Source organism: Flavobacterium enshiense DK69, assembly GCF_000498495.1.
Lineage (GTDB): Bacteria > Bacteroidota > Bacteroidia > Flavobacteriales > Flavobacteriaceae > Flavobacterium > Flavobacterium enshiense.
Genome location: NZ_AVCS01000009.1, coordinates 446,918 through 472,569, shown reverse-complemented (window position 1 = coordinate 472,569; position 25,652 = coordinate 446,918). Strand labels below are relative to the sequence as shown.

At 38.5% G+C, this 25,652-nt stretch carries 19 protein-coding genes and 4 tRNA genes; 2 read left to right on the top strand and 21 right to left on the bottom strand.

Going from position 1 to position 25,652, the window contains the following annotated elements; all coding sequences use genetic code 11:
* Nucleotide 1 precedes the first annotated feature (1 nt).
* The 3 genes from FEDK69T_RS07985 to FEDK69T_RS07975 all read right to left on the bottom strand — a co-directional run bounded on the left by FEDK69T_RS07985 (nucleotide 2) and on the right by FEDK69T_RS07975 (nucleotide 4,409).
* A complete protein-coding gene (locus FEDK69T_RS07985; RefSeq protein ID WP_023573641.1) occupies nucleotides 2-955 on the bottom strand; it encodes an AAA family ATPase in 954 nt (317 codons plus the stop codon).
* Nucleotides 956-1,032: 77 nt separating this feature from the next.
* Nucleotides 1,033-2,397: a peptidylprolyl isomerase gene (locus FEDK69T_RS07980; protein WP_023573640.1), complete on the bottom strand. Its 1,365-nt coding sequence runs from the start codon at nucleotides 2,395-2,397 to the stop codon at nucleotides 1,033-1,035.
* A gap of 44 nt (nucleotides 2,398-2,441) precedes the next feature.
* Nucleotides 2,442-4,409 carry a peptidylprolyl isomerase gene (locus FEDK69T_RS07975; protein WP_035630125.1) on the bottom strand — a complete coding sequence of 656 codons (1,968 nt, stop codon included), beginning with the start codon at nucleotides 4,407-4,409 and terminating at the stop codon, nucleotides 2,442-2,444.
* 250 nt (nucleotides 4,410-4,659) lie between these two features.
* Between FEDK69T_RS07975 and FEDK69T_RS07970 the strand changes: the two genes are divergently transcribed.
* Together FEDK69T_RS07970 and FEDK69T_RS07965 are read left to right on the top strand one after the other, a co-directional pair.
* Nucleotides 4,660-6,249, top strand: a complete 1,590-nt coding sequence (locus tag FEDK69T_RS07970; protein WP_023573638.1) for a peptide chain release factor 3 — start codon at nucleotides 4,660-4,662, stop codon at nucleotides 6,247-6,249.
* Nucleotides 6,250-6,311: 62 nt separating this feature from the next.
* The gene (locus FEDK69T_RS07965) at nucleotides 6,312-6,527 is read left to right on the top strand and encodes a hypothetical protein (protein WP_035629987.1); all 216 of its coding nucleotides are present in this window, start codon (nucleotides 6,312-6,314) and stop codon (nucleotides 6,525-6,527) included.
* A 55-nt stretch (nucleotides 6,528-6,582) separates the two neighbouring features.
* Here FEDK69T_RS07965 and FEDK69T_RS07960 read toward each other — a convergent pair whose 3' ends face one another.
* The 18 genes from FEDK69T_RS07960 to rpsU all read right to left on the bottom strand — a co-directional run bounded on the left by FEDK69T_RS07960 (nucleotide 6,583) and on the right by rpsU (nucleotide 25,480).
* Nucleotides 6,583-9,942, bottom strand: a complete 3,360-nt coding sequence (locus tag FEDK69T_RS07960) for a T9SS sorting signal type C domain-containing protein (protein WP_023573636.1) — start codon at nucleotides 9,940-9,942, stop codon at nucleotides 6,583-6,585.
* 237 nt (nucleotides 9,943-10,179) lie between these two features.
* Complete coding sequence (locus tag FEDK69T_RS07955) at nucleotides 10,180-10,491, bottom strand: DUF3467 domain-containing protein (RefSeq protein WP_023573635.1); 312 nt, start codon at nucleotides 10,489-10,491, stop codon at nucleotides 10,180-10,182.
* An 89-nt stretch (nucleotides 10,492-10,580) separates the two neighbouring features.
* Nucleotides 10,581-14,885 (bottom strand): DNA-directed RNA polymerase subunit beta', encoded by a 4,305-nt coding sequence (gene rpoC, locus FEDK69T_RS07950; protein WP_035629989.1) that lies wholly within the window; start codon nucleotides 14,883-14,885, stop codon nucleotides 10,581-10,583.
* Nucleotides 14,886-15,138: 253 nt separating this feature from the next.
* Nucleotides 15,139-18,951, bottom strand: coding sequence for a DNA-directed RNA polymerase subunit beta (gene rpoB, locus FEDK69T_RS07945; RefSeq protein ID WP_023573633.1), 3,813 nt, complete (start codon nucleotides 18,949-18,951; stop codon nucleotides 15,139-15,141).
* A 262-nt stretch (nucleotides 18,952-19,213) separates the two neighbouring features.
* Nucleotides 19,214-19,585: a 50S ribosomal protein L7/L12 gene (gene rplL, locus FEDK69T_RS07940; protein ID WP_023573632.1), complete on the bottom strand. Its 372-nt coding sequence runs from the start codon at nucleotides 19,583-19,585 to the stop codon at nucleotides 19,214-19,216.
* A gap of 54 nt (nucleotides 19,586-19,639) precedes the next feature.
* On the bottom strand, nucleotides 19,640-20,137 hold the full coding sequence (gene rplJ, locus FEDK69T_RS07935; RefSeq protein WP_023573631.1) for a 50S ribosomal protein L10: 498 nt from the start codon (nucleotides 20,135-20,137) through the stop codon (nucleotides 19,640-19,642).
* A 22-nt stretch (nucleotides 20,138-20,159) separates the two neighbouring features.
* The gene (gene rplA, locus FEDK69T_RS07930) at nucleotides 20,160-20,849 is read right to left on the bottom strand and encodes a 50S ribosomal protein L1 (protein WP_023570838.1); all 690 of its coding nucleotides are present in this window, start codon (nucleotides 20,847-20,849) and stop codon (nucleotides 20,160-20,162) included.
* Nucleotides 20,850-20,868: 19 nt separating this feature from the next.
* Nucleotides 20,869-21,306 (bottom strand): 50S ribosomal protein L11, encoded by a 438-nt coding sequence (gene rplK, locus FEDK69T_RS07925; protein WP_023570837.1) that lies wholly within the window; start codon nucleotides 21,304-21,306, stop codon nucleotides 20,869-20,871.
* Nucleotides 21,307-21,372: 66 nt separating this feature from the next.
* Nucleotides 21,373-21,924 carry a transcription termination/antitermination protein NusG gene (nusG, locus tag FEDK69T_RS07920; protein ID WP_023573629.1) on the bottom strand — a complete coding sequence of 184 codons (552 nt, stop codon included), beginning with the start codon at nucleotides 21,922-21,924 and terminating at the stop codon, nucleotides 21,373-21,375.
* 10 nt (nucleotides 21,925-21,934) lie between these two features.
* Nucleotides 21,935-22,135, bottom strand: coding sequence for a preprotein translocase subunit SecE (secE, locus tag FEDK69T_RS07915; RefSeq protein ID WP_023573628.1), 201 nt, complete (start codon nucleotides 22,133-22,135; stop codon nucleotides 21,935-21,937).
* A gap of 15 nt (nucleotides 22,136-22,150) precedes the next feature.
* Nucleotides 22,151-22,221: transfer RNA gene (locus FEDK69T_RS07910), tRNA-Trp, on the bottom strand.
* 53 nt (nucleotides 22,222-22,274) lie between these two features.
* Nucleotides 22,275-23,462, bottom strand: coding sequence for an elongation factor Tu (gene tuf / locus FEDK69T_RS07905; protein ID WP_023573627.1), 1,188 nt, complete (start codon nucleotides 23,460-23,462; stop codon nucleotides 22,275-22,277).
* A 52-nt stretch (nucleotides 23,463-23,514) separates the two neighbouring features.
* A tRNA-Thr gene (locus FEDK69T_RS07900) sits at nucleotides 23,515-23,586 on the bottom strand.
* A gap of 115 nt (nucleotides 23,587-23,701) precedes the next feature.
* Nucleotides 23,702-23,783: transfer RNA gene (locus FEDK69T_RS07895), tRNA-Tyr, on the bottom strand.
* Nucleotides 23,784-23,816: 33 nt separating this feature from the next.
* Nucleotides 23,817-23,890: transfer RNA gene (locus FEDK69T_RS07890), tRNA-Thr, on the bottom strand.
* 96 nt (nucleotides 23,891-23,986) lie between these two features.
* Nucleotides 23,987-24,289, bottom strand: coding sequence for a ribosome hibernation-promoting factor, HPF/YfiA family (gene hpf / locus FEDK69T_RS07885; protein ID WP_023573626.1), 303 nt, complete (start codon nucleotides 24,287-24,289; stop codon nucleotides 23,987-23,989).
* Nucleotides 24,290-24,320: 31 nt separating this feature from the next.
* The gene (locus tag FEDK69T_RS07880; RefSeq protein ID WP_035630126.1) at nucleotides 24,321-25,217 is read right to left on the bottom strand and encodes a tyrosine-type recombinase/integrase; all 897 of its coding nucleotides are present in this window, start codon (nucleotides 25,215-25,217) and stop codon (nucleotides 24,321-24,323) included.
* Between the two features lie 68 nt (nucleotides 25,218-25,285).
* On the bottom strand, nucleotides 25,286-25,480 hold the full coding sequence (rpsU, locus tag FEDK69T_RS07875) for a 30S ribosomal protein S21 (RefSeq protein WP_023573624.1): 195 nt from the start codon (nucleotides 25,478-25,480) through the stop codon (nucleotides 25,286-25,288).
* Nucleotides 25,481-25,652 lie beyond the last annotated feature (172 nt).

The following is a 25,652-nucleotide window of genomic DNA, read 5'->3' as shown; positions in this document are numbered from 1 at the left end:
TTTAAAACAATTTCTTTATTATCATTTCTTCCGAAATCCCTTCGGCATCGGCTTTATAATTCTTAATGATACGATGACGTAAAATTCCTGTAGCCACAGCTTGTACATCTTCTATATCTGGAGAGAATTTACCATTCAATGCTGCGTTAGCTTTTGCAGCTAAAATTAAATTTTGAGAAGCACGTGGGCCGGCACCCCAATCTAAATAGTTTTTGATAAAGTCGGTCGCCAGCGGGTTGTCCGGACGGGTTTTAGACACCAACGTCACAGCATATTCAATTACATTATCCGCTACAGGAACCCGTCGGATTAATTGTTGAAAATTAATAATCTCTTCCGCGGTAAATAACGGATTGACCTGAACCGTAAAATCAGTCGTCGTACTTTTTACCACCTGAACCTCTTCTGCAAATGAAGGGTAATCCAGCTTAACGGCAAACATGAAACGGTCTAATTGTGCCTCTGGCAACGGATAGGTTCCTTCCTGTTCGATAGGGTTTTGCGTAGCCAAAACAAAGAAAGGCAAATCGAGCTGATAATGCTGACCGGCAATGGTAACCGCTTTTTCCTGCATCGCTTCCAGCAAAGCCGCTTGTGTTTTAGGAGGCGTACGGTTAATCTCGTCAGCTAAAATAATATTGGAGAAAATCGGGCCCTTTATAAATTTAAAATTGCGACTTTCATCTAAAATCTCACTTCCTAAAATATCGGACGGCATTAAATCGGGCGTAAACTGAATACGCTTGAAATCCAAACCTAAAGCCTGTGAAATGGTGTTTACCATCAGTGTTTTTGCTAATCCGGGAACACCTACCAAAAGTGCATGCCCTCCCGAAAAAATACTTAACACAATCTGGTTAACCACTTCCTCCTGACCAACAATGATTTTGGAGATCTCCTCCTTTAGGGCTTTCTGTTTTTCAACCAGATTTTGAATTGCTGTTACGTCCGACATATTCTGTTATAGTTATGAGTTATGAATTATAAATGGTGGGTCAAAAAACAAAAAGCTCCAATACACCCAATTTACAACTATTTCTTAAGCCAATTATTTGTGAACTTACAATCGCGGTATTCTCCATTAATTTTGATGTAAGTCTCCTTAATTTTTTCTTCAGACCATTTTGCAACCGCCTTAATCTGCTTTTCTTTCAAAGCCAGATCTTTTATCTTTAAATAATCTGTCGCAAAATCAGCGGTATGCTCCTCATAGCGATGCGTTACGGTAATCAGTTTGTATTTTTTATTTCCGTTTTGCTCCTGGTCCATCAACGGCAATGAAACCGCATTATCTTTTAGGTCCGCAACTTCACTATATAAAGACGGATCCATTTTTGTCAACTCAAAACGTGTTTCCAAAGTTCTTGGATTAACCAGGACACCTCCGCTGTTTCGCGTTTCTTTCTCATCTGAATACGCCTTAGCAGCTTCTGCAAAAGTAATCTGACCATCAACAATTCGCTTACGGATGTTTTCAATTTTAGTTTTTGCATCCTTCAAAGCCTCATCGGTTACTTTAGGAGTAATCAAAATATGACGAACATCTAATTCCTGTCCGCGTATTTTCTCCAGATAAATAATGTGGTAACCAAACTCTGTTTCAAAAGGTTCTGAGATTTCCCCCTCCTGCAAACTGAAAGCCACATCCTTGAACTCTTTTACGAATTGTGTTTTCTTAGTTAATTTGTAGTATCCTCCATTGGGAATGGATGCTTTGTCATCGGTATAAATTACTGCCCTGCTGAAAAAACTGGCTCCTTCTTGTACTTCCTTCTTTATTTCTTTCAACTTATCGATTGCTTTTTGCTTTTGTGCCTGGCTTACAACCGGTTTAACGACAATTTGCGCTACTTCCATTTCCGCTCCAAAAACAGGCAATTCTTCTTTCGGAATTTTATTAAAAAATATTCTGACTTCCTCTGGAGTAATTTCTACGTCCTCCAAAATTTTGCGCTGCATTTGCTCCGTCAACTTATTCATTTTAACTACATCGAAAAAAGTAGTCTTGAAATCCTCTAAATTTTTCTTATTGTAAAGCTGGATTACTTTTTCGATAGAACCAACCTGCTCGACCATCTGATCCAACTGCGAATTCATAAATTCATTCACCTCACCATCAGACACCACAATACTGTCTTGAACAGCCTGATGAGCATACAATTTATCTTCCAGCAGCTTACCCAGCATTTCACAGCGAGGAATATCTTTTGTTTCGACACCTCGTGCCTGTAATTCGATGAAAGTTTTGTCAATATCCGAATCCAAAACCACATAATCACCAACAACAGCAACAACGCCATCAATTTTCTTTTTATGACTGGTTTGTGCATTGACTGAACCATAAGCACAGATTGTCAATCCGAAAATCAGGGCAATTTTATTGTTTATCAACTTCATTTTTCTCTTTTTAAATAGCATTTGCTTTACTTAAATTATATGGTTTATTTTATCTGCAACTGATTTTTTACTTTGTTAAAAACCTCCTGATTCACTTGTACATTGAATTCTTTTTTCAATTCATCTACCCAGTGCGCTTCAAGATACTGCTGATAATCATTGATTACCTTCCCTTTGGTTTCTTCCAGTTTTTTAGGCCCTTTCTCTATCTTTTTATTAACCTGAGTTATAAAGTAATAATTTCCATCCTTAGTGATGTCCGTAACCCCAACTTCAAATTTTTGGTTCTTTGGCAAAGCATCGCTTCCAATTTCAAAAACTCCCGATTTCACCATAATCTCAACATTCTTTTTATTAAGGTTTGATTTGATAAAATCAACTGATTTTTTCTTTTTCAGGTATTGTTGCGCTTTTTTGATAACATCTTCTTTAGTAGATGAAAACACATTAACATCTACTCTGTCTTTCCACTGATAATTAGCTTTATTTTTTTCGTAGAAATTCTGTAGCCCAATGGAATCGGTTTTTGCTTTTGCCCAGATTTCTTTTTCCATCAAATCAAACAACAACAAACCGTCTCTGTATTCTTCCATCACATATGAAAACTCCGGAAACTCTTTCTCCAAGTTATCATTATAATAACCTACCAACTGCTCTTCAACAAATTTACCATACATCTTATCCACCAATTTCCCTATTGGCTTTAAAGTATTGTTGTTTCTCTGTTGTGCGTAAAGATAGTTTAAGAATAAAGGAGCTTCTACAGTTTTCTCTTTATTGATTGTCAACAATTTCTGATTCAGGTCTTTCATATTAGCCGGAAGTTCCCACTCCTGCTTATAGTACTTATCCGTTACAAGAGGAACGATTTTTTTATATACTTTATCATCTCTTTTTACCGTATATTTTTTTCTTAGTTTCTCATTCAAAGAAGCATTGATTAATCGGGAACGATCGTCTTTTCTTATTTTACTGTCAAAATCCACATCAGTTTCTTCAAACGATTTAACCGGATGTTTTTCAATCAGTTTGATGATATGCCATCCGAATTGACTTTGAAATGGCTCTGAAATATCGCCATCTTTTTTTAATGAAAAAGCAACATTTTCAAATTCTTCCGAACTTAACTCACCCGAACCAAATCGCTGTAACTGACCTCCTTTACCTGAAGACGACTTATCCTGGGAGAATTGCTGGGCCAAACTCTCAAATGACTCACCCTGTTTCAGTTTTTTGTACACATCATCTATAGTAGATTTTGCCGCAGCTGCTTCAGCAGGAGTCTGACCATTTAATGTCATAATGTGAGCAACGGTAACCTGGCCTCTGTTATCACGGATATCGTTTACCTTCACCAAGTGGTATCCGAAACGAGTTCTTACCGGCATGGAAACTTCTCCTTTTGGGGTTTTGTAAGCCGCATTTTCAAAAGGATAAACCATTCTGAAAACACTAAACCAACCTAAATTTCCTTTATTCTCTTTTACCGATGGATCCTGGGAATTCTGCACTGCAAGCGTTTCGAAATCTTCGCCGTCAAGAATTCTTTTACGCACACTCAAAGCCTGATTATAAACTTTTAAAGTATCCGCAGGAGCCGCATTTTCATCCAGATTGAATAAAATATGGGAGGCTTTCACTTCTTTTAAAGATCGCTTGTAGGCTTCGTCGATTAATTCTTTTGTTACTTTAGTATCCGTAACATAATTTCTGGAAAGCTGGGCGCGATACGATTTAAGTTCATTCTGATAAGCTAAATTATTTTGAAGTCCTAATTTATTAGCTTTTTCGACTTTCAATTTATATCCGATAAAAAGATCCAAATAGTGATTCAAATCTTTTTGGGAATCGTCTTTTACCAATTCAAGGTTTTTCTTATAGACTCTTGTAAATTCGTCTGTATAAAACGGTTTGTTATCAATCGTAAAAAGAACCTCTTTTTTATTTTCCTGAGCAAAAGAAACTGCATTGGCAGTCATGAAAAGACCTAGTAGAACCTGTTTTAATTTCATTTCTTTTTTATAACTATTTAGTTTTGAAATTTTTAAAATTTGAACCGCAAACAAAAGCCTGTACTTCTTACAGAACATTCGATTTGCAACCAACAAAAATAACAATTCAAAGCTATTATACAACCATACTAAATACTATTAACAAAAAATTATGCGCAAAATTGAATATCATTACCGTAAGGCTATTTTTCGGATAATGAAATGAGTTCTCGTAAATTATAATTACTTTTGCACCCACAAATTTTGTCTGATGAGTTTTCAAAAAGAGATACAACGTAGAAGAACCTTCGGGATTATTTCTCACCCCGATGCCGGTAAAACAACCTTAACAGAAAAACTGTTATTATTTGGTGGCGCTATTCAGGAAGCAGGTGCCGTAAAGAGCAACAAAATCAAAAAAGGAGCCACTTCCGACTTTATGGAAATTGAGCGCCAAAGAGGAATTTCCGTAGCCACTTCGGTATTGGCTTTCAATTACAAAGACAAAAAAATCAACATTCTCGACACTCCGGGGCACAAGGATTTCGCAGAAGACACCTTCAGGACATTAACTGCGGTTGACAGCGTTATTGTTGTGGTAGACGTAGCAAAAGGTGTTGAGGAACAAACCGAAAAACTGGTTGAAGTTTGCCGAATGCGAAACATCCCGATGATTGTTTTCATCAACAAATTAGACCGTGAAGGAAAAGACGCCTTTGATTTGATGGATGAAGTAGAGAAAAAACTAAAACTTCATGTAACTCCTTTGAGTTTCCCTATTGGAATGGGATATGATTTCAAAGGAATCTATAATATCTGGGAAAAAAACATCAATCTTTTTGAAGGAGACAGTCGTAAAAACATAGAAGAAACTATCGAATTTTCCGATATTGAAAATCCGGAGCTGGAAAAAATCATCGGAGAAAGACCTGCAAACAAACTTCGTGAAGAATTAGAACTAATTAGCGAAGTATATCCGACTTTTGACCGAGAAGCTTATTTAGCAGGACATTTACAACCTGTTTTCTTTGGTTCAGCATTAAATAATTTTGGGGTACGCGAATTATTGGATTGCTTTATCGAAATCGCTCCAACGCCAAGACCAAAAGATTCAGATACCCGAGAAGTAAAACCAGACGAAAACAAATTCTCCGGGTTCGTATTTAAAATCCACGCCAACATGGATCCGAAGCACCGTGACCGTTTGGCCTTCGTGAAAATCGTTTCGGGAACATTCGAGAGAAACAAACCGTATTTACACGTTCGATTAGGTAAAAACCTGAAATTCTCGAGTCCGAATGCATTCTTTGCCGAGAAAAAAGAAATTGTTGACATTTCATACCCGGGAGACATTGTCGGACTACACGATACAGGAAACTTTAAAATCGGCGACACACTTACAGAAGGCGAATTAATGCTGTTTAAGGGAATCCCGAGTTTCTCACCGGAGCATTTCCGATATATTAACAATGCTGATCCATTAAAAGCGAAACAACTTGAAAAGGGAGTAGACCAGTTGATGGACGAAGGTGTGGCGCAGCTTTTCACTCTGGAAATGAACAACAGAAAAGTTATTGGTACCGTTGGCGCCTTACAGTATGAGGTTATTCAGTATCGTTTAGAGCACGAATACGAGGCTAAATGTTCCTATGAGAACTTCCCGGCCTTTAAAGCTTGTTGGGTAAAACCGGAAGACCCTAAAAATGAAGAGTTCGCTGAATTCAAACGCATCAAACAAAAGTTTTTGGCAAAAGACAAGTACGGTCAGCTGGTTTTCCTTGCCGATTCCGATTTTTCAATTCAGATGACACAAAGTAAATATCCAAGTGTAAAATTACATTTCACTTCGGAGTTCGAATAAGCAACATTTCGAAAATCAACTTTGGAAGTTAAACACAAATTTACGCCTCAAATTAAAATAACATGAAGTCGAATTTAATTAAAATATACATTTTCAGCATTTTATTTATGTCTGATTTTGCAATGTTCGCACAACCCGGCACAGATGATGGCGGTGGCGGGCTGGAAGATGAAGATCCACCAGTTGCTCCAATAAACAGTAAATTGTTTTGGCTGGTACTTTTTGGAATCATATTAGCTTTTAATTTCTTCCGAAAAAGAAAAAACAAAACTGCATAACATAGAAAAATCCGCCAAAAGGCGGATTTTTTATTTGTATTTATCTGAGACTGATTTAAAAAACAATTTTCTTATTTACCATTCTCCCATCCTCAGTTACAACTTTAACAAACAAAACGGTATTTTTTTCTCTAATTTCTGAAACTAAAACAGTAGTATTGCTTTTTGCCTCTTTCTGTACCAACATTCTTCCGCTTACATCAAACACTTCTACCTTATCCAAAGCAACACCATTTGCATTTACGTTCAAAACCCCATTTTTATCCTTAAATACAACAACTGTATTTTCATTAAAACTGATATGATCTGTACTCAACAAAGCAGGATAACTAATTTCAAAACGACTGGCAAAAATCCCTGAATCGGAAGCGAATGAATAAGCTGACACTTTTAAATTATGTGAGATATTCAGCAAATTATCCTTTAAATAAACATTCTGACCTCCTAAGAACAATCCGTCCAGATGATCAATAGAAATAGAATGCATCCCTGCAAAAGAAGTCTTAAATCGCAACGGAACGATATCCGACGAATCAAAAGAAGGCCTTCCCTGAATAAGATAATTACCGCCAGCAATCTCCATGGTTAATGAAACAGGTGAATCTTCTAAAGCTTTACCATCTACCCCATAATCCACCCCTAATGTTGCACTAGGGAAATACCCCAAAAGCATTTGATTATTTGCTCCTGAAACACTCGACACGTTCAGCCAAATACGATCCCCGCTTAATGATCTTTGCTCCGATAAATTGCCATTCTTGAAAAATTGGTCTGCGTTATTAGCCACTCGCATCGCATTCGTAAAAGAAACATTGGTTGCCCCATTAATCATTTCAACCAAGAAACCCTGCCCATTCCTTAAGACACCTTGAGGATCAACTACCTGTGCTTCTCCATTGCCAACAAAACCGGCGGTAGTCCATGTACAATAACCCGGCTCAGTAGCAGTGCTATTGGTCTTGCGCCAAAAATAAAGTGTTCCGGTAATATTTCCGGCATTCCCATGTACAAAACTTGCCATATCTACACAGGAAGGGTATGGGTTTCCGACACCGTTAAATCTCAAACCAGATCCGCCATTATAAGCAGTAAAATCAACATTCCCGTTATTAGGCACTCCAGCAAATACACCATCCCATTTGGTAGGTGTTGTCGGATGGTTGTCCGGCATACGAATCAGGTATCCCTTAGCCAATTGAAATGCATTCGAACTCGGCGTTATTGCACTGTACGCATTGGTAGCCGAATTATACACATAAAATCTCGATGGCAATGTCGATGGAGAAAAAGCCAATAGATTTTGTGAAGCTACCGGTGACGACCATAAGGTGTAATCCAGACGCATTAGTGCAGAACTTTTTCGGTTCACCACAATAGAACCTGAGTTGGAAACATTGTTTACCTGAATCAAATTAACATTGTTTTGCAGGGTCATATTGGCACCGCTTGCCACAATCACTGCATCTGTAACTGTAATATTATTTCCGGAGTTAACCGTTAAAGCAGACGTTCCATTTAGCGACAGCTTATTTGCAAAAGCATCGTTACCTGAAACAAACACGCTTCCTGAATTAATTATCACATCTGAACTAAGGGTTGGAACAGCTCCGCAGCTCCAATTTCCTGCGGTATTCCACTGATTGTCCACGGCGCCGGTCCACACATTTGAATTATTGACAACCACCGTCGAACTACCAACAATGCTTTTGGAACAAGTTCCGAAACTTACAGAAACCAAAGACAACGTCTGATCTACAATAGCACCTGTTACAGTAAAAGTTGCTGTCCCTCCCGTTAAAACAATTGTCTGATTACCTCCTCCGTTTATGGTATAAGTAAGGGTTGCACCAGAGGTACCACTAACATTAAAAACAGCATTGCTTCCCGAACAGATTGGACTATTACTAGAGACAATCGTTGCAATAAGCAACGGGTTTACCGTGATTGTTGCTATGGTACTGTAAGCCGTACAATTCGCATTTGCAACTACCACACGATAATAGGTTGTTGCAGTTAAATTAGTCACAGTTAAAGTTGCCGACGTATTAGCAATATCCACCACACCTGAAGAGAAATCATTCACTGGAGACGACTGCCATTTCTGAATGGAATTATTAGTATAACCGGCTACGGTTAAAGTCGTGCTGTTGGTTCCGTGACATACAGTTGCGCTTCCGGAGAGCGTCCCGCCATTTGGACTGTTTTGGACTGTAATTTTAACATGTGAACTATTGGCCGCCGTACAAGTCCCGCTTTGAACAACCGCCCTATAGTATGTCGTTGATGTTATATTCGTAACCGTTAAAGTATTTGTCGTATTAGCGATATCGACCGGATTATTGAAATTTTGCATGGCTGAGGACTGCCATTTAACAACATTTCCGGTATACCCTGTTAAGGTAAGCACTGTGGAATTATTCCCTGAACACACCGTGGCATCGGACAAAACCGTACCTCCAACTGTAGCAGGAGAAACTGTAACCGTAACAACCGGACTGTTAACAGTGCCACATCCTCCGGTTAATACAGCCCTATAGTATGTAGTCACTGCTAAGCCCCCCATCTGTGCAGAAGCAAGCATTGTAGCGGTAGCTCCGTTAATATTAGAAAAAACAACATTATCGGTAGAACGTTGCCATTGAATTATTCCTGCACTGCCGGTAAGCACAATATTTGCTGGCTGAGTTCCGGAACAAATGCTCTGATTGGAAGAAACTGTACCGGAATTTGGATCTACAATTATGACAGCAACAGAACTGCTTGATGAACAGGTACCGTTCGTGAGCACTGCCCTAAAATAAGTTGAAGCTGAAATATTAGAAACTGTCAGACTGGTTGTTGTATTCGCAATATCAGTTATGGAAGAAGAAAAGTCACTAAACGGGCTTGACTGCCATTTTACAACACTTCCACTATGACCGCTCAATGTCAAAACAGTATTATTGGTACCAGGACATACTGTCGCACCTCCTGAAACCGTCCCTCCATTAGGAGCTGCGTTAACAGTGAAACCAGGCGAAGCTCCGTTTCCATTAACAGCTGAAAAATCAGGACTTGTCGACCCAATTGCAATTTTATAAGTTCCCGCAGCATTGGCAGGCAACGTGATTCTCCCCTGAACGTTAGTGTTAACAGCATCGTTACCGCCAGTAAATGTATACGGAAGCAGCGTTAAAGGCCCTAATGATGAATAAGGGGCTCCACCTGTATTGCTACTTAAATAAACCACAAAGTTTGTACCTGTTGAATACCTTCTGTTAGGGCCATTTCCGTTTGTAGTTGAAAATGTAACGGTAACTATTTCACCGCCACATACGGGATTAGGAGTTATACTGTTTACCTGAATGGATTGCGAAAAACCTGAAAATGAAAAACCAAAAAAAGAGAGTAACAAAAACAAAAAATTACTTTTCATCTGTTTTGGTTTATCAAAGAGATGGATAAAAGGGGTATTTATTTGTATCATTGGGGCATCAATTTACATTATTAAACCATCTGAATAACATTAAAACACAAGACAATTCAGACACAACAATTTAACAAGTAAATGTAAGGAATTTATTTCTATGGCAAAAATCCCAAATAAGGAGAATATAAAATTACCCTATAATAAAAAAGCCTTTCAGTAATGAAAGGCCTATCTATTTTTTAATTATGCTTGTCCTGTAGGACCAAAATTAAATGGGATTGGCGTTGGTTCCGCTTCCTTTATTTCACCATGGGCGTTTTCAAAACGGTGAATATTTTCACCTAAAGCCATTAGCAAACGTTTTGCATGCTGTGGTGTCAATACAATCCTTGATTTCACCTTTGCCTTAGGAACACCCGGCATGATACTCACGAAATCAATAACAAATTCGGTATTCGAATGATTTATGATTGCCAGATTAGAATAAATTCCTTCTGCTGTTTGTTCGTCCAATTCAATATTAATTTGTCCTTGTTGATTGTTTTTATCACTCATCGTCTTACTTTTTAATAATTATGCTAAAATATAAAATCCTAACAGTAAGACACTGTTAGGATTTATAAATATAGTGATTAATTTAATTTCTAATAATTAAATTCTTCTTTCACCGCCATAAGTTCGTTGAACTCTTCTTTAGAACCTACGATGATGTTGTCGTAATCTCTCATACCAGTACCCGCAGGGATTCTGTGACCAACAATAACATTCTCTTTCAATCCTTCTAATCCGTCAACTTTACCTGCTACAGCAGCTTCATTTAATACTTTGGTTGTTTCCTGGAACGATGCCGCAGAGATGAACGATTTTGTTTGTAGCGAAGCTCTTGTAATACCCTGAAGAACCGGAGTTGCCGTTGCCGGAACTACGTCTCTTGCCACCACAAGATTTCTGTCATTACGTCTTAACAATGAATTTTCGTCTCTTAACTCTCTTGGAGAAACAATCTGACCTGCTTTTAGGTTTTCAGAATCTCCAGCATCCTCTACAACTTTCATTCCATATAACTTGTCATTTTCGATGATAAAGTCAGAAGTATGAACCAATTGATCTTCTAAGAACAAAGTATCTCCCGGATCCTGAATCTGAACCTTACGCATCATCTGACGAATTACAACCTCAAAGTGCTTGTCATTAATTTTTACCCCTTGTAAACGGTATACCTCCTGAATCTCGTTCACCAAATACTGTTGAACAGCAGCTGGCCCTTTAATTCTTAAGATATCATCCGGAGTAATTGCTCCATCAGACAATGGCACACCCGCTCTTACGAAGTCATTCTCCTGAACTAAGATCTGACTTGATAATTTCACCAAGTATTTCTTAACCTCACCAAATTTAGACTCGATGATAATCTCACGGTTACCTCTTTTGATTTTTCCAAAAGAAACGACACCGTCGATTTCAGAAACTACCGCAGGGTTTGAAGGATTACGAGCCTCTAACAACTCGGTAATTCTTGGTAGACCTCCGGTGATATCGCCTGCTTTCGAAGAACGACGAGGGATTTTCACTAATACTTTACCTGCTTTAATCTTCTCTCCGTCGTTAACCATCAAGTGAGCTCCTACTGGTAAGTTGTATGAACGAATAAGTTCACCATCTTTTCCGTAGATTAATAAAGTAGGGATTAATTTTTTATTTCTACCCTCTGTAATTACTTTTTCCTGGAATCCTGTCTGTTCGTCGATTTCAACCATGAACGTTTGTCCTTGTTCGATATCTTCATAAGCAACTTTTCCTGTAAATTCAGAGATAATTACACCATTATAAGGGTCCCATTTACAGATCACATCTCCTTTATCCACTGTCTGACCATCTTTAACAAAGATGCTCGATCCGTAAGGAATGTTATGTGTATTTAATAGGATTCCTGTCTTCTCATCAACCAATTTCAATTCAGTTGAACGGGAGATTACGATATCCACTGCGTTTCCTTCGTTATCTTCTCCTTTAACCGTTTTAAGATCTTCAATTTCCAATCTACCTGCAAAACGAGTGATGATGCTAGACTCTTCAGAGATACCTCCAGCAACCCCTCCTACGTGGAACGTACGAAGTGTTAACTGTGTACCAGGCTCACCAATTGACTGTGCTGCAATAACACCAACCGCTTCACCTCTCTGCGTCATCTTACCAGTTGCCAAGTTACGTCCGTAACATTTAGCACAGATTCCTTTCGGAGCTTCACAAGTAAGCGGCGAACGAACATCTACTTTTTCAACTGGAGAAGCGTCGATTGCTTTCATAATAGCTTCGGTAATTTCTTCACCTGCGTGAACCAGCACCTCACCATTTAACGGATTAATTACATCCTGTAAAGCAACACGTCCTAAGATTCTTTCTCCTAAAGACTCTACAATCTCTTCGTTTTTCTTTAAAGCCGAAACTTCAACACCTCTTAAAGTACCACAGTCTACCGAGTTAACGATAACATCCTGAGATACGTCATGTAGACGACGAGTCAAGTAACCCGCATCGGCCGTTTTAAGAGCCGTATCCGCAAGACCTTTACGAGCACCGTGAGTAGAGATAAAGTACTCAAGGATGGAAAGACCTTCTTTAAAGTTTGATAAGATCGGGTTTTCAATAATTTCACCACCACCAGCAGTTGATTTTTTCGGCTTAGCCATCAAACCACGCATACCGGTTAACTGACGAATCTGCTCTTTCGATCCACGCGCCCCAGAATCAAGCATCATATACACCGAGTTGAAACCTTGCTGGTCTTCTCTAATGTTTTTCATTGCCAACTCTGTAAGCTGAGCATTTGCTGAAGTCCAAATATCAATAACCTGGTTGTAACGCTCGTTATTGGTAATAAGACCCATGTTATAGTTCATTGAGATACCGGCAACTTGTTCTCTGGCATCTGCAATTAATTGTTGTTTTTGTTCCGGAATACGGATATCTCCCAATGAGAATGACAAACCGCCTTTGAAAGCGAATCGGTATCCCATATCCTTCATGTTATCCAAGAAGGCAGCCGTTGTAGGTACATCAGTAGCACTTAAAATGTGACCGATGATATCACGCAACGATTTTTTAGTCAATACCTCATTGATATATCCTGCTGCTTCAGGTACTACTTCGTTGAACAATACTCTACCTGCAGTAGTCTGGATGATTTTATATACCAATTCTCCATTCTCGTTGAAATCTTTTGCTCTGATTTTAACACGAGCATTCAACTCAACTCTTCCTTCATTCAAAGCGATATTACACTCTTCTGCAGAATAGAAAGTTAAACCTTCACCTAAAATCTTGTGATCAGGTGTAGACAAACGCTCTTTGGTCATATAGTAAAGACCAAGAACCATGTCCTGAGAAGGTACCGTGATAGGCGCACCATTGGCAGGGTTAAGAATATTGTGAGAAGCCAACATTAACAATTGCGCCTCTAAAATAGCCTCAGGCCCTAATGGTAAGTGAACCGCCATCTGGTCACCGTCGAAATCCGCGTTGAACGCCGTACACACTAATGGGTGCAACTGAATCGCTTTTCCTTCGATCAATTTTGGCTGGAACGCCTGGATACCTAAACGGTGTAACGTAGGAGCACGGTTTAGTAATACCGGGTGACCTTTAATTACGTTTTCAAGGATATCCCATACTACCGGCTCTTTTTTGTCGATGATTTTCTTAGCCGACTTAACCGTCTTAACGATTCCTCTTTCGATTAACTTACGAATAACGAATGGTTTGTACAGCTCAGCAGCCATGTCTTTTGGAAGACCACATTCGAACAATTTCATTTCCGGTCCAACGACAATTACCGAACGGGCAGAATAATCCACACGTTTACCTAATAAGTTCTGACGGAAACGACCTTGCTTACCTTTCAATGAATCAGAAAGGGATTTCAATGGTCTGTTTGATTCTGTTTTAACAGCAGAAGCTTTTCTTGTGTTATCGAACAACGAGTCCACAGATTCCTGCAACATACGTTTTTCGTTTCTCAAGATTACCTCAGGCGCTTTGATTTCCATTAATCGTTTCAAACGATTGTTACGGATGATTACACGACGGTAAAGGTCATTCAAATCCGAAGTCGCGAAACGACCACCATCAAGCGGCACTAACGGACGTAATTCCGGCGGGATAACAGGAATAACCTTCATAATCATCCACTCCGGACGGTTCTCTCTGTTATTATTTGCTTCACGGAAAGACTCCACTACCTGAAGACGTTTTAACGCTTCTGTTTTTCTTTGTTTAGATGTTTCATTGTTAGCCGCGTGACGCAATTCATATGACAATGCATCTAAATCGGTACGAGCCAATAAATCCATGATACACTCTGCACCCATCTTAGCGATGAATTTGTTTGGATCGGTATCATCTAAATATTGGTTTTCCATCGGAAGGGAATCCTGAATATTCAAGTATTCTTCTTCAGTAAGGAAATCTAATTTGTTTAAAGTTTCTCCGTCTGGACCTTTAGCGATACCCGGCTGAATTACTACATATCTTTCGTAGTAGATAATCATGTCTAATTTCTTAGACGGCAACCCAAGGATATAACCAATTTTGTTAGGAAGTGAACGGAAATACCAGATGTGAGCAATAGGGACCACCAAATTGATATGTCCTACACGGTCACGACGCACTTTTTTCTCCGTAACTTCAACCCCACATCGGTCACACACGATCCCTTTGTAACGGATTCTTTTGTATTTACCACAAGCACATTCAAAATCTTTTACAGGACCGAAAATTCGCTCACAGAAAAGACCGTCACGCTCTGGTTTATGGGTACGATAATTGATGGTTTCCGGTTTTAAAACCTCACCTCTTGACTCCGCTAGGATAGATTCTGGAGAAGCTAAACCAATCGAAATCTTGTTAAATCTTTTGATCGTATTTTTATCTTTATTTCTATTATTCATCATAGTTTTTACTATTGATTTATTTGCAATTAAAAATTGATTTTAGACTTATAATTTACTCTTAAAAAGAGTCAATTCATTATGTCACTACCTCGAATTACTTCTCTAAACTTCAAACTCAAATTTGAAGTGCTAGTTATAAAATGCACGGCATTCTTATAAAAAATCGGAACGGGTTACGGGTATAAATCCTTAAAAACTTATTATAAATAAGTATTCAGTTCCGATATTTTGGAACTGAATACTGCATTCTTTCTTATTCTTCTAATCTGATGTCTAATCCAAGACCTTTTAATTCATGCATCAATACATTGAATGATTCAGGTAGTCCTGGCTCCGGCATAGTTTCACCCTTAACAATTGACTCGTAAGTTTTAGCTCTACCGATAACGTCATCCGATTTAACTGTCAAGATCTCTCTTAAAGTACTTGACGCACCATACGCCTCAAGAGCCCAAACCTCCATCTCTCCAAAACGCTGACCTCCGAACTGCGCTTTACCTCCAAGAGGCTGCTGCGTGATCAATGAGTATGGACCGATAGAACGTGCGTGCATCTTATCGTCAACCATGTGTCCTAATTTCAACATATAGATCACACCTACGGTTGCCGGCTGGTGGAAACGCTCTCCAGTTCCTCCGTCATACAAATACGTATGACCGAATCTTGGAACACCTGCTTCGTCAGTTAAGGCATTGATTTGGTCAAGAGAAGCTCCGTCGAAAATTGGCGTAGCGTACTTTCTTCCTAATTTCTTACCTGCCCATCCTAATACAGTTTCATAAATCTGTCCGATGTTCATACGAGAAGGTACCCCTAGTGGATTCAATACGATATCTACCGGTGTTCCGTCTTCTAAGAATGGCATATCTTCCTGACGAACGATTTTCGCAACGATACCTTTGTTACCGTGACGACCTGCCATCTTATCTCCAACTTTCAGTTTACGTTTCTTAGCGATGTATACTTTAGCTAATTTCAAGATACCTGATGGCAATTCATCTCCAACAGTGATCGTGAATTTCTCTCTTCTCAATGCTCCTTGCAAATCGTTCAGCTTGATTTTATAGTTGTGGATCAAGTCATTTACCATTGCATTTGACTCGTCATCTGTAGTCCACTGACCTTTAGTTAAGTGAGCGAAATCCTCTACAGCGTAAAGCATTTTTTGCGTGTATTTCTTACCTTTTGGCAATACTTCCTCACCCAAATCATTCATTACACCTTGAGACGTTTTACCGTTAACGATTTCGAATAATTTCTCAACCAACTTATCTTTCAACTCGTTGAATTTAACTTCAAACTGAGTTTCAAGAACCGCTAAATCATCTTTATCTTTAGAACGTTTACGTTTATCTTTTACCGCTCTCGCAAATAATTTTTTATCTAAAACCACACCGTGTAATGATGGAGAAGCTTTTAATGAAGCATCTTTCACATCACCTGCTTTATCTCCGAAGATAGCTCTTAATAACTTCTCTTCCGGAGTTGGATCTGATTCTCCTTTTGGTGTAATTTTTCCGATTAGAATGTCGCCAGGTTTAACCTCTGCTCCGATTCTGATCATACCGTTTTCATCCAAGTCTTTAGTAGCCTCTTCAGAAACGTTCGGAATATCATTCGTTAACTCTTCGTTACCCAATTTTGTATCACGAACCTCTAATGAGTAATCGTCTACGTGAATCGAAGTAAAGATATCATCACGAACTACTTTTTCAGAAATTACAATCGCATCCTCGAAGTTGTACCCTTTCCAAGGCATGAACGCTACCTGTAGGTTTCTACCTAAAGCAAGCTCTCCGTTTTGCGTTGCGTAACCTTCACAAAGTACTTGTCCTTTCGCAACTCGATCACCTTTCCTAACGATAGGCTTCAAGTTGATAGATGTACTCTGATTGGTTTTTCTGAACTTGATCAACTGATAAGTTTTCTCATCCGGATCGAAGCTTACAGCACGCTCTGCATCAGTTCTATCGTATTTGATAGTGATCATGTTTGCATCTACATACTCAACAACTCCTTCTCCTTCTGCATTGATAAGTACACGGGAATCAGTAGCTACCTGACGCTCAAGACCAGTTCCAACAATTGGCGATTCAGGACGTAACAATGGTACGGCCTGGCGCATCATGTTCGATCCCATCAACGCACGGTTCGCATCATCATGCTCTAAGAACGGAATCAACGAAGCCGAAATCGAAGCGATCTGGTTTGGTGCTACGTCAGTATAATGAACAGCAGTCGGATCAACAACCGGGAAGTCACCCTCTTCACGAGCAATAACGTTCTCAGCCGTAATTCTACCAGTTTGGTCCATTTCGATGTTTGCCTGAGCAATCATCTTACCTTCTTCTTCTTCTGCACTTAAATAAACAGGAGTTGAAACTAAATCTACAGTACCATTAGTTACCTTACGGTAAGGTGTTTCGATAAAGCCCATTCCGTTTACTTTCGCGTAAACACCCAACGACGAAATCAAACCAATGTTTGGTCCCTCTGGTGTTTCAATCGGACATAAACGTCCGTAGTGAGTATAGTGAACGTCTCGCACCTCGAATCCGGCTCTCTCTCGCGAAAGACCTCCAGGTCCTAGGGCAGACAATCTTCTCTTGTGTGTAATCTCTGCCAATGGATTCGTTTGGTCCATGAACTGAGATAACTGGTTGGTTCCGAAGAAAGAATTGATAACCGATGATAATGTTTTCGCATTGATCAAATCGATTGGCGTGAACACCTCGTTATCACGAACGTTCATTCTTTCACGGATAGTTCTTGCCATACGTGCAAGACCAACTCCAAATTGTGCAGACAATTGTTCACCAACTGTTCTAACACGACGGTTTGATAAGTGATCAATATCATCAATCTCCGCTTTAGAGTTGATAAGCTCAATCAAATATTTCACGATAGTGATAATATCCTCTTTGGTCAAAACCTGTTTTTCCATTGGGATATCCAAACCTAATTTTTTGTTCATTCTGTAACGACCAACTTCACCTAAGTTATAACGTTGATCAGAGAAGAACAATTTATCAATGATACCACGAGCAGTTTCTTCATCAGGCGGTTCTGCGTTACGCAACTGACGGTAAATGTGCTCTACAGCTTCTTTTTCTGAGTTTGTAGGGTCTTTTTGTAAGGTGTTGTGGATAATTGCATAATCCGCTTGGTTGTTATCTTCCTTGTGCAACAAGATCGATTTTACGTTTGCGTCAACAATTTCTTCTACATTATCTTTATCTAACAAAGTGTCACGATCCAAGATAATTTCGTTACGCTCGATAGATACAACCTCTCCTGTATCCTCATCCACGAAATCTTCGTGCCAAGTGTTCAATACACGAGCAGCTAGTCTACGACCAATATATTTTTTAAGACCTGATTTTGAAACTTTGATTTCTTCAGCAAGGTCGAAGATTTCAAGAATGTCCTTATCACGCTCGAATCCTATAGCACGGAATAAAGTCGTAACAGGTAATTTTTTCTTTCTATCGATATACGCATACATTACGCTGTTGATATCGGTAGCGAATTCAATCCAAGATCCTTTAAAAGGAATAACTCTGGCAGAGTATAATTTTGTTCCGTTAGCGTGGAAAGATTGTCCGAAGAAAACTCCCGGTGAACGGTGTAACTGAGATACAACAACACGCTCTGCACCATTGATAACAAAAGTACCACTTGGTGTCATATACGGGATAGTACCTAAATATACATCCTGTACAATTGTTTCAAAATCTTCATGCTCAGGGTCTGTACAGTACAGTTTCAAACGTGCTTTTAATGGCACACTATACGTTAAACCTCTGTCTATACACTCTTCAATTGTATAACGGGGTGGATCAACAAAGTAGTCTAGGAATTCCAATACGAACTGATTTCTTGTATCAGTAATTGGGAAGTTTTCCATGAAGGTATTGTAAAGACCTTCGTTGCCTCTTTCATCAGATTTGGTTTCCAATTGGAAAAAATCTTTAAAAGATTTTACCTGAATATCCAAGAAATCCGGATAGTCTGGGATGTTTTTCGTCGAGGCGAAATTTAATCTTTCAGTCTGATTTGTTAACATCAATGGACAAAATTTTGATTAAAAAAAAAGTTTTGTGCAAAAACACAGTATAATTTTACTTTCTTCTTAATAATCAATACATCTCCGAAAATGAACAGAAAGTTATAATTTCATTTTCTTTCTTCGTATTGATTAAAAATATTACGTATTTCAAACTATCTTTAAAGTAAATTTTTAATAAATAATTATTATACGCAAAATGGTTTAGGCCTTGAGAAAAACTCTCAAAGGCCTAAACCTAGTTTTTATAACTTAAGTCAGCTTATTTAAGCTCAACTACAGCACCTGCTTCTTCTAAAGCTTTCTTAAGACCTTCAGCTTCGTCTTTAGAAATACCTTCTTTAACGTTAGTTGGAGCAGCATCTACTAAATCTTTAGCTTCTTTAAGTCCTAAACCTGTTAATTCTTTAACAGCTTTAACAACTCCTAATTTAGAAGCACCAGCATCTTTCAATACTACAGTGAATTCAGTTTGCTCTTCAGCAGCACCAGCATCGCCTCCACCTGCAGCAACTACTACAGCAGCAGCAGCCGGCTCGATTCCATACTCGTCTTTTAATATTGTTGCTAACTCGTTAACTTCTTTAACTGTTAAGTTAACTAATTGTTCTGCGAATTGTTTCAAATCTGCCATTTTTTCTATCTTTTAAAATGATTTGTAAAATATAATAATTAATTAGTGCTAAACTTATTCAGCTCCCTCTTCGTCTTTGAATTGGTTCTTAAGAGCAGAAATAACTCTTTGAGCTGGTGATTGTAATAATCCGATGATTTCTCCAATAACCTCTTCTTTCGATTTAAGAGATGCTAATGAATCAAGTAAGTTATCTCCAATGTAGATCTCGTCGTTGATGTAAGCACCTTTTAATAAAGGCTTATCAGATTTCTTACGGAATTCTTTGATGATTTTTGCAGGAGCGTTAGCTGTATCTGCAATTAATATAGAAGTGTTTCCTTTTAAAACTGTAGTCAATTCACCGAAGTTAGTTTCAGAAGCTTCCATTGCTTTTTCAAGTAATGTATTCTTAACAACCTCTAATTTGATACCAGCTTTAAAACAAGCTCTTCTTAAGTTTGAAGTAGTATCTGCATTAAGTCCAGAAATGTCCGCTAAATAAACAACATTTCTACCAGCCAACTGTGCAGTTAAATCTTCAATCGCGATTGATTTTTCTTCTCTAGTCATACTAAAAATTTTTAACTACCAATTAAACTGCTTTAGGATCTAAAGCAATTGCAGGACTCATCGTAGATGAGATGTGGATACTCTTAATATAAGTACCTTTTGCTGCAGTTGGTTTCAATTTGATTAATGTTTGAATAATTTCGTGAGCGTTCTCTGTGATTTTTTGAGCATCAAAAGAAATTCTTCCGATTCCAGCGTGAACGATTCCAGTTTTATCAACTTTAAAGTCGATTTTACCAGCTTTAACTTCTTCAACAGCTTTCGCCACATCCATAGTTACAGTACCTGTTTTAGGGTTTGGCATCAAACCTCTTGGACCTAAAACACGTCCTAAAGGACCTAATTTACCCATAACAGCCGGCATTGTGATGATTACATCAATATCTGTCCAACCGTCTTTTATTTTTTGTAAATAGTCATCCAAACCTACGTGGTCAGCACCCGCTGCTTTAGCCTCAGCTTCTTTATCCGGAGTAACCAATGCTAATACTCTAACATCTTTTCCAGTACCGTGAGGTAAAGTAACAACGCCTCTTACCATTTGATTCGCTTTTCTAGGATCTACTCCTAATTTAACTGCGATATCAACAGACTCATCAAATTTTGCAGAAGCAACTTCTTTAATTAATGCAGATGCATCTTTCAAAGAGTATAATTTATTCTTCTCAATTTTTGCTGCAGCCTCTTTTTGCTTTTTTGTCAATTTTGCCATGTCTTAATTCTTTATAGGATTAAAAAGGAGCTGTTCCCGATACTGTTATACCCATAGATCTAGCTGTTCCGGCAACCATACTCATTGCTTTCTCGATTTCGAAAGCATTTAAGTCAGCCATTTTGTCTTCAGCAATAGCTCTAATTTGATCCCAAGTAACGTTTGCTACTTTTTTACGGTTAGGTTGCCCTGAACCGGACTTTAATTTAGCTGCTTCTAATAATTGAATTGCAGCCGGTGGCGTTTTAACAACAAAGTCAAAAGACTTGTCTTTATACACAGTAATTTGTACTGGTAAAACTTTGCCAGGTTTATCTTGCGTTCTAGCATTGAACTGCTTACAGAACTCCATGATATTAACCCCAGCAGCCCCCAAAGCAGGTCCAACCGGTGGCGAAGGATTCGCGGCACCTCCCTTAACTTGTAGTTTAACTACTTTACTAATTTCTTTAGCCATTTTTAAAAAAATTTAGCACATCTATCAATTGGAAGCGATTGATGTGGATTTATATATGTAACGATATTATACTTTTTCAACCTGCATAAAACTCAATTCCAATGGAGTCTTTCTTCCGAAGATCTTCACCATTACCTCAAGTTTACGCTTTTCTTCATTTACTTTCTCAACAGTTCCATTAAAACCATTGAAAGGTCCATCAATTACTTTCACAGTTTCTCCAACCGAATATGGTATAGCACCCTGATCTACCTTTACAGATAACTCATCCACTTTACCTAGCATTCTGTTTACTTCTGCCTGTCTTAACGGTACAGCTTCTCCTCCTTTTGTTTCACCTAAAAAACCAATTACACCTGTAATCGATTTAATGATGTGTGGAATTTCTCCGGTTAAGTTAGCTTCAATCATAACATACCCAGGAAAATAAACACGGTCTTTACTGATCTTTTTCCCATCACGTACCTGTACTACTTTTTCAGTAGGAACCAATACTTGAGAAATATAATCACCCATACCCAAACGGTTAATTTCCGTTTCAATATAGTTTTTAACCTTGTTCTCCTGGCCGCTAACCGCTCTAACTACATACCATTTTTTGACATTGTTATCAATCATATCAAAAAAATTAAGCTTTTAACAACCAATTGAAGAAAAACCCTAATGCTTTAGCAAAAACGGAATCAACTCCCCAAGTTGCTAACGCAAATAAAATAGAAAATAAAGCTACTATTATAGTTAACTTTTGCACTTCAGCCCATTCCGGCCAAGCAACATTTGACTTTAACTCTTCAAATGCTTCCGATATGTAATTAACAACTTTTGTCATTGTATATTCCTTTTGCACGGGCGGAGGGATTCGAACCCCCATCAACGGTTTTGGAGACCGCTATTCTACCCTTGAACTACGCCCGTTTGTTTAAAAAACCAGCAGCGAACCGCTGGTTTTTATTATAATTGACTATGAATTAGTCTAAAATTTCAGTTACCTGACCAGCACCTACTGTTCTACCACCTTCACGGATAGCGAAACGTAAACCTACTGATAAAGCGATTGGGCTCAACAATTGAACATCGATTGTTAAGTTATCACCTGGCATAACCATTTCAACACCTGCAGGTAAAGAGATAGTACCTGTAACGTCAGTTGTACGTACGTAGAACTGTGGACGGTAGTTGTTGTGGAATGGAGTGTGACGTCCACCTTCTTCTTTTTTCAAGATATAAACCTCAGCTTTGAAGTGAGCGTGTGGCTTAACAGATCCTGGCTTAATGATAACCATCCCTCTTTTGATATCAGCTTTATCGATACCACGTAATAATAAACCTACGTTATCTCCAGCTTCACCTCTATCAAGGATCTTACGGAACATCTCAACTCCAGTGATTGTAGAAGTCAATTTCTCAGCTCCCATACCGATGATTTCAACAGCATCTCCAGTATTAGCAACTCCAGTTTCGATACGACCTGTAGCAACAGTTCCACGACCTGTAATTGTAAATACATCCTCAACTGGCATCAAGAATGGCTTCTCAACATCACGCATTGGCAATTCAATCCAGCTATCAACAGCATCCATTAACGCCATAACAGTAGCAACCCATTGAGGCTCACCATTTAAAGCTCCTAATGCAGAACCTTGAACAACTGGTCCGTTATCACCATCATATTGATAGAAAGACAATAAGTCTCTGATCTCCATCTCAACAAGCTCTAACAACTCAGCATCATCAACCATATCCACTTTGTTCATGAATACTACCATTCTAGGCACACCAACCTGACGACCTAAAAGGATGTGCTCACGAGTTTGTGGCATTGGACCATCCGTAGCAGCAACTACAAGGATAGCACCGTCCATCTGAGCAGCACCAGTAACCATGTTCTTAACGTAATCCGCGTGACCAGGACAGTCAACGTGAGCGTAGTGACGATTAGCTGTAGAATACTCTACGTGAGAAGTGTTGATAGTAATACCTCTTTCTTTTTCTTCAGGAGCGTTATCAATCTGATCGAATGATTTAGCTTCTGATAAACCAGCATCAGCTAATACTTTAGTAATAGCAGCAGTTAAAGTAGTTTTTCCGTGATCTACGTGTCCGATAGTTCCGATATTTAAATGGGGCTTCGAACGATCAAAGGTTTCTTTTGCCATGATTTAATAATTTAATCTTAGTTATATAATTAGTGTTCAAATATTCAAATTGAGCCAATGACGGGATTTGAACCCGTGACCTCTTCCTTACCAAGGAAGCACTCTACCCCTGAGCTACACCGGCAAGGATTTGGATTACCTCCCGCCAGGTCGGTGATCCCGTAAGGCGCTACCTTACTCAAACTTTTGAAAAAATTACCCGTAAGCAAAATTTCAGACAACTTCTTATCAAAAGCTTGTGGGGAGAGCAGGATTCGAACCTGCGAAGACTTAGTCAGCAGATTTACAGTCTGCCCTCGTTGGCCGCTTGAGTATCTCCCCAACTTCTTTTATTTTTCGTTACTTAAAAACCAGAGCCGATGGAGGGACTCGAACCCACGACCTGCTGATTACAAATCAGCTGCTCTAGCCAGCTGAGCTACACCGGCAACTACAATAAAAAAAGCCCGCTATTTCTAACGGACTGCAAATGTAGAGATTTTATTTTTTAATCAAAATAATTTTTCTCTTTTTTTTTATTTTTTTTAAGCATGTGCTCTGATTTTTTCTTTTCTCTTCAACAAAAGACGCTCCAAAGAATCCACCGATAAATCGACCGCCTCCTCAAAAGACTTACTTTGTTTTTTAACTATAAAATCATCCCCCGGCACCATAATCTTCACTTCAACTATTTTATTTTCTTTATCACTCGTGTTATCCAACTTCAAGAAAACGTCGGAAGACACCACCCTGTCATAATACTTTTCCAACTTATCTAATCGTTCCTGAACAAAATCTACCAATTTTCTGTCAATGTTAAAATTAACAGCATGAACATTTACCTTCATAATAAAAATTTTTATTTGGTTACACTTTGAATTATTTTCGGTTTCGCGGGTGAGCATCTTGATAAACTCGCTTCAATTCAGACAAACTGCTGTGCGTGTAGATTTGAGTGGAAGATAAACTTGCGTGACCTAACAATTCTTTTACTGAATTTAAATCGGCACCATTGTTAAGCAAATGGGTTGCAAATGTGTGCCTAAGAACGTGGGGACTCTTCTTTGTTTTTTCAGAGACAGTACTAAAGTAATCATTTATTAATCGATAAACAAACGATTCACTTATTTTATGACCGTTTTTATTCAATATTAACAAATTGCGATCTGCGATTGTAGTTAGTCGATTTCTCTCAATAATATAACGATTTAATAACGCAACGGTACACTCAAGAAGCGGAAGAACCCGCTCCTTATTCCGCTTCCCTAACACCTTAATTGTTTTGCCGTAAGCGCTGTAATTTCCCATGTCAAGCGCAATCAATTCAGCCCGACGCATCCCGGTAGCATAAAAAAGCTCAATAATTAACCGATTGCGAATCCCCTCAAAATCATCCGGATAGTCATTTTCCTCAAACACCAGCTCAAGTTCTTTTTCCGAAAAAGGAATCTGCACCTTCTTGGGTGTTTTTAAGGACTTATGCTTCTGAATCGGATTTTCCTCAATCTGCTTCGTCTTTAAAAGAAATTTATAAAACGATTTTAGCGATGATATTTTACGGTTAACCGAAGTATTGGAAATACCGTTTTCCACCAGAGAAACAATCCAACTGCGTACCTGAGAATAATCAACCGACTCCAAAGTTACATCTGAATCATGTTCGCCGAGGAATTTTTCAAACTCAGAAACATCGTTAAGATATGCCGTAAGTGTGTGATGAGAATAATTTTTCTCTTTCTGAAGATAATCGCAATATGCTTGTTGAGTAGAAACCATAAAAAAACCGTTAGTCACAAAGTTAAAAAACTTCATATACTAACGGTAATATTATTATTCAAAAAAGACTATGCTTCTAAAGAATCTCTTAGTCCTTGAATATATTGTGCTTTTTGAATTTGAGCTCTTCTTGTCACAGATGGCTTAGTAAACGCCTGACGTGCTCTTAACTGACGAACAGTTCCTGTTTTGTCGAATTTTCTCTTATAGCGCTTTAATGCTCTATCGATATTTTCTCCGTCTTTAATTGGGATAATTAACATTGTTTAGACACCTCCTCTCATTTAGGCTGCAAAACTATAACTTTATTTTGAATTAAAAAAGAAAAAAGAACAAAGAGAAAAGAACATAGATAGATCTCCTTGCTTTATCATTGTTTTAAGTCAATATCAAACAAAAAAGCCAAGACACAATCTTTTGCATCTTGGCTCTCAT

What these genes read in the sequence shown, in the direction of transcription:
- nusG (WP_023573629.1), bottom strand. Translation starts at nt 21,924, where the DNA reads ATGATTGATAACAATGTCAAAAAATGGTATGTAGTTAGAGCGGTTAGC.
- FEDK69T_RS07965 (WP_035629987.1), top strand. Translation starts at nt 6,312, where the DNA reads ATGAAGTCGAATTTAATTAAAATATACATTTTCAGCATTTTATTTATG.
- FEDK69T_RS07980 (WP_023573640.1), bottom strand. Translation starts at nt 2,397, where the DNA reads ATGAAGTTGATAAACAATAAAATTGCCCTGATTTTCGGATTGACAATC.
- hpf (WP_023573626.1), bottom strand. Translation starts at nt 24,289, where the DNA reads ATGAAGGTAAATGTTCATGCTGTTAATTTTAACATTGACAGAAAATTG.
- FEDK69T_RS07970 (WP_023573638.1), top strand. Translation starts at nt 4,660, where the DNA reads ATGAGTTTTCAAAAAGAGATACAACGTAGAAGAACCTTCGGGATTATT.
- tuf (WP_023573627.1), bottom strand. Translation starts at nt 23,462, where the DNA reads ATGGCAAAAGAAACCTTTGATCGTTCGAAGCCCCATTTAAATATCGGA.
- rplA (WP_023570838.1), bottom strand. Translation starts at nt 20,849, where the DNA reads ATGGCAAAATTGACAAAAAAGCAAAAAGAGGCTGCAGCAAAAATTGAG.
- rpoC (WP_035629989.1), bottom strand. Translation starts at nt 14,885, where the DNA reads ATGATGAATAATAGAAATAAAGATAAAAATACGATCAAAAGATTTAAC.
- FEDK69T_RS07880 (WP_035630126.1), bottom strand. Translation starts at nt 25,217, where the DNA reads ATGGTTTCTACTCAACAAGCATATTGCGATTATCTTCAGAAAGAGAAA.
- FEDK69T_RS07975 (WP_035630125.1), bottom strand. Translation starts at nt 4,409, where the DNA reads ATGAAATTAAAACAGGTTCTACTAGGTCTTTTCATGACTGCCAATGCA.
- FEDK69T_RS07960 (WP_023573636.1), bottom strand. Translation starts at nt 9,942, where the DNA reads ATGAAAAGTAATTTTTTGTTTTTGTTACTCTCTTTTTTTGGTTTTTCA.
- FEDK69T_RS07985 (WP_023573641.1), bottom strand. Translation starts at nt 955, where the DNA reads ATGTCGGACGTAACAGCAATTCAAAATCTGGTTGAAAAACAGAAAGCC.
- rpsU (WP_023573624.1), bottom strand. Translation starts at nt 25,480, where the DNA reads ATGTTAATTATCCCAATTAAAGACGGAGAAAATATCGATAGAGCATTA.
- rplJ (WP_023573631.1), bottom strand. Translation starts at nt 20,137, where the DNA reads ATGACTAGAGAAGAAAAATCAATCGCGATTGAAGATTTAACTGCACAG.
- rplK (WP_023570837.1), bottom strand. Translation starts at nt 21,306, where the DNA reads ATGGCTAAAGAAATTAGTAAAGTAGTTAAACTACAAGTTAAGGGAGGT.
- rplL (WP_023573632.1), bottom strand. Translation starts at nt 19,585, where the DNA reads ATGGCAGATTTGAAACAATTCGCAGAACAATTAGTTAACTTAACAGTT.
- secE (WP_023573628.1), bottom strand. Translation starts at nt 22,135, where the DNA reads ATGACAAAAGTTGTTAATTACATATCGGAAGCATTTGAAGAGTTAAAG.
- FEDK69T_RS07955 (WP_023573635.1), bottom strand. Translation starts at nt 10,491, where the DNA reads ATGAGTGATAAAAACAATCAACAAGGACAAATTAATATTGAATTGGAC.
- rpoB (WP_023573633.1), bottom strand. Translation starts at nt 18,951, where the DNA reads ATGTTAACAAATCAGACTGAAAGATTAAATTTCGCCTCGACGAAAAAC.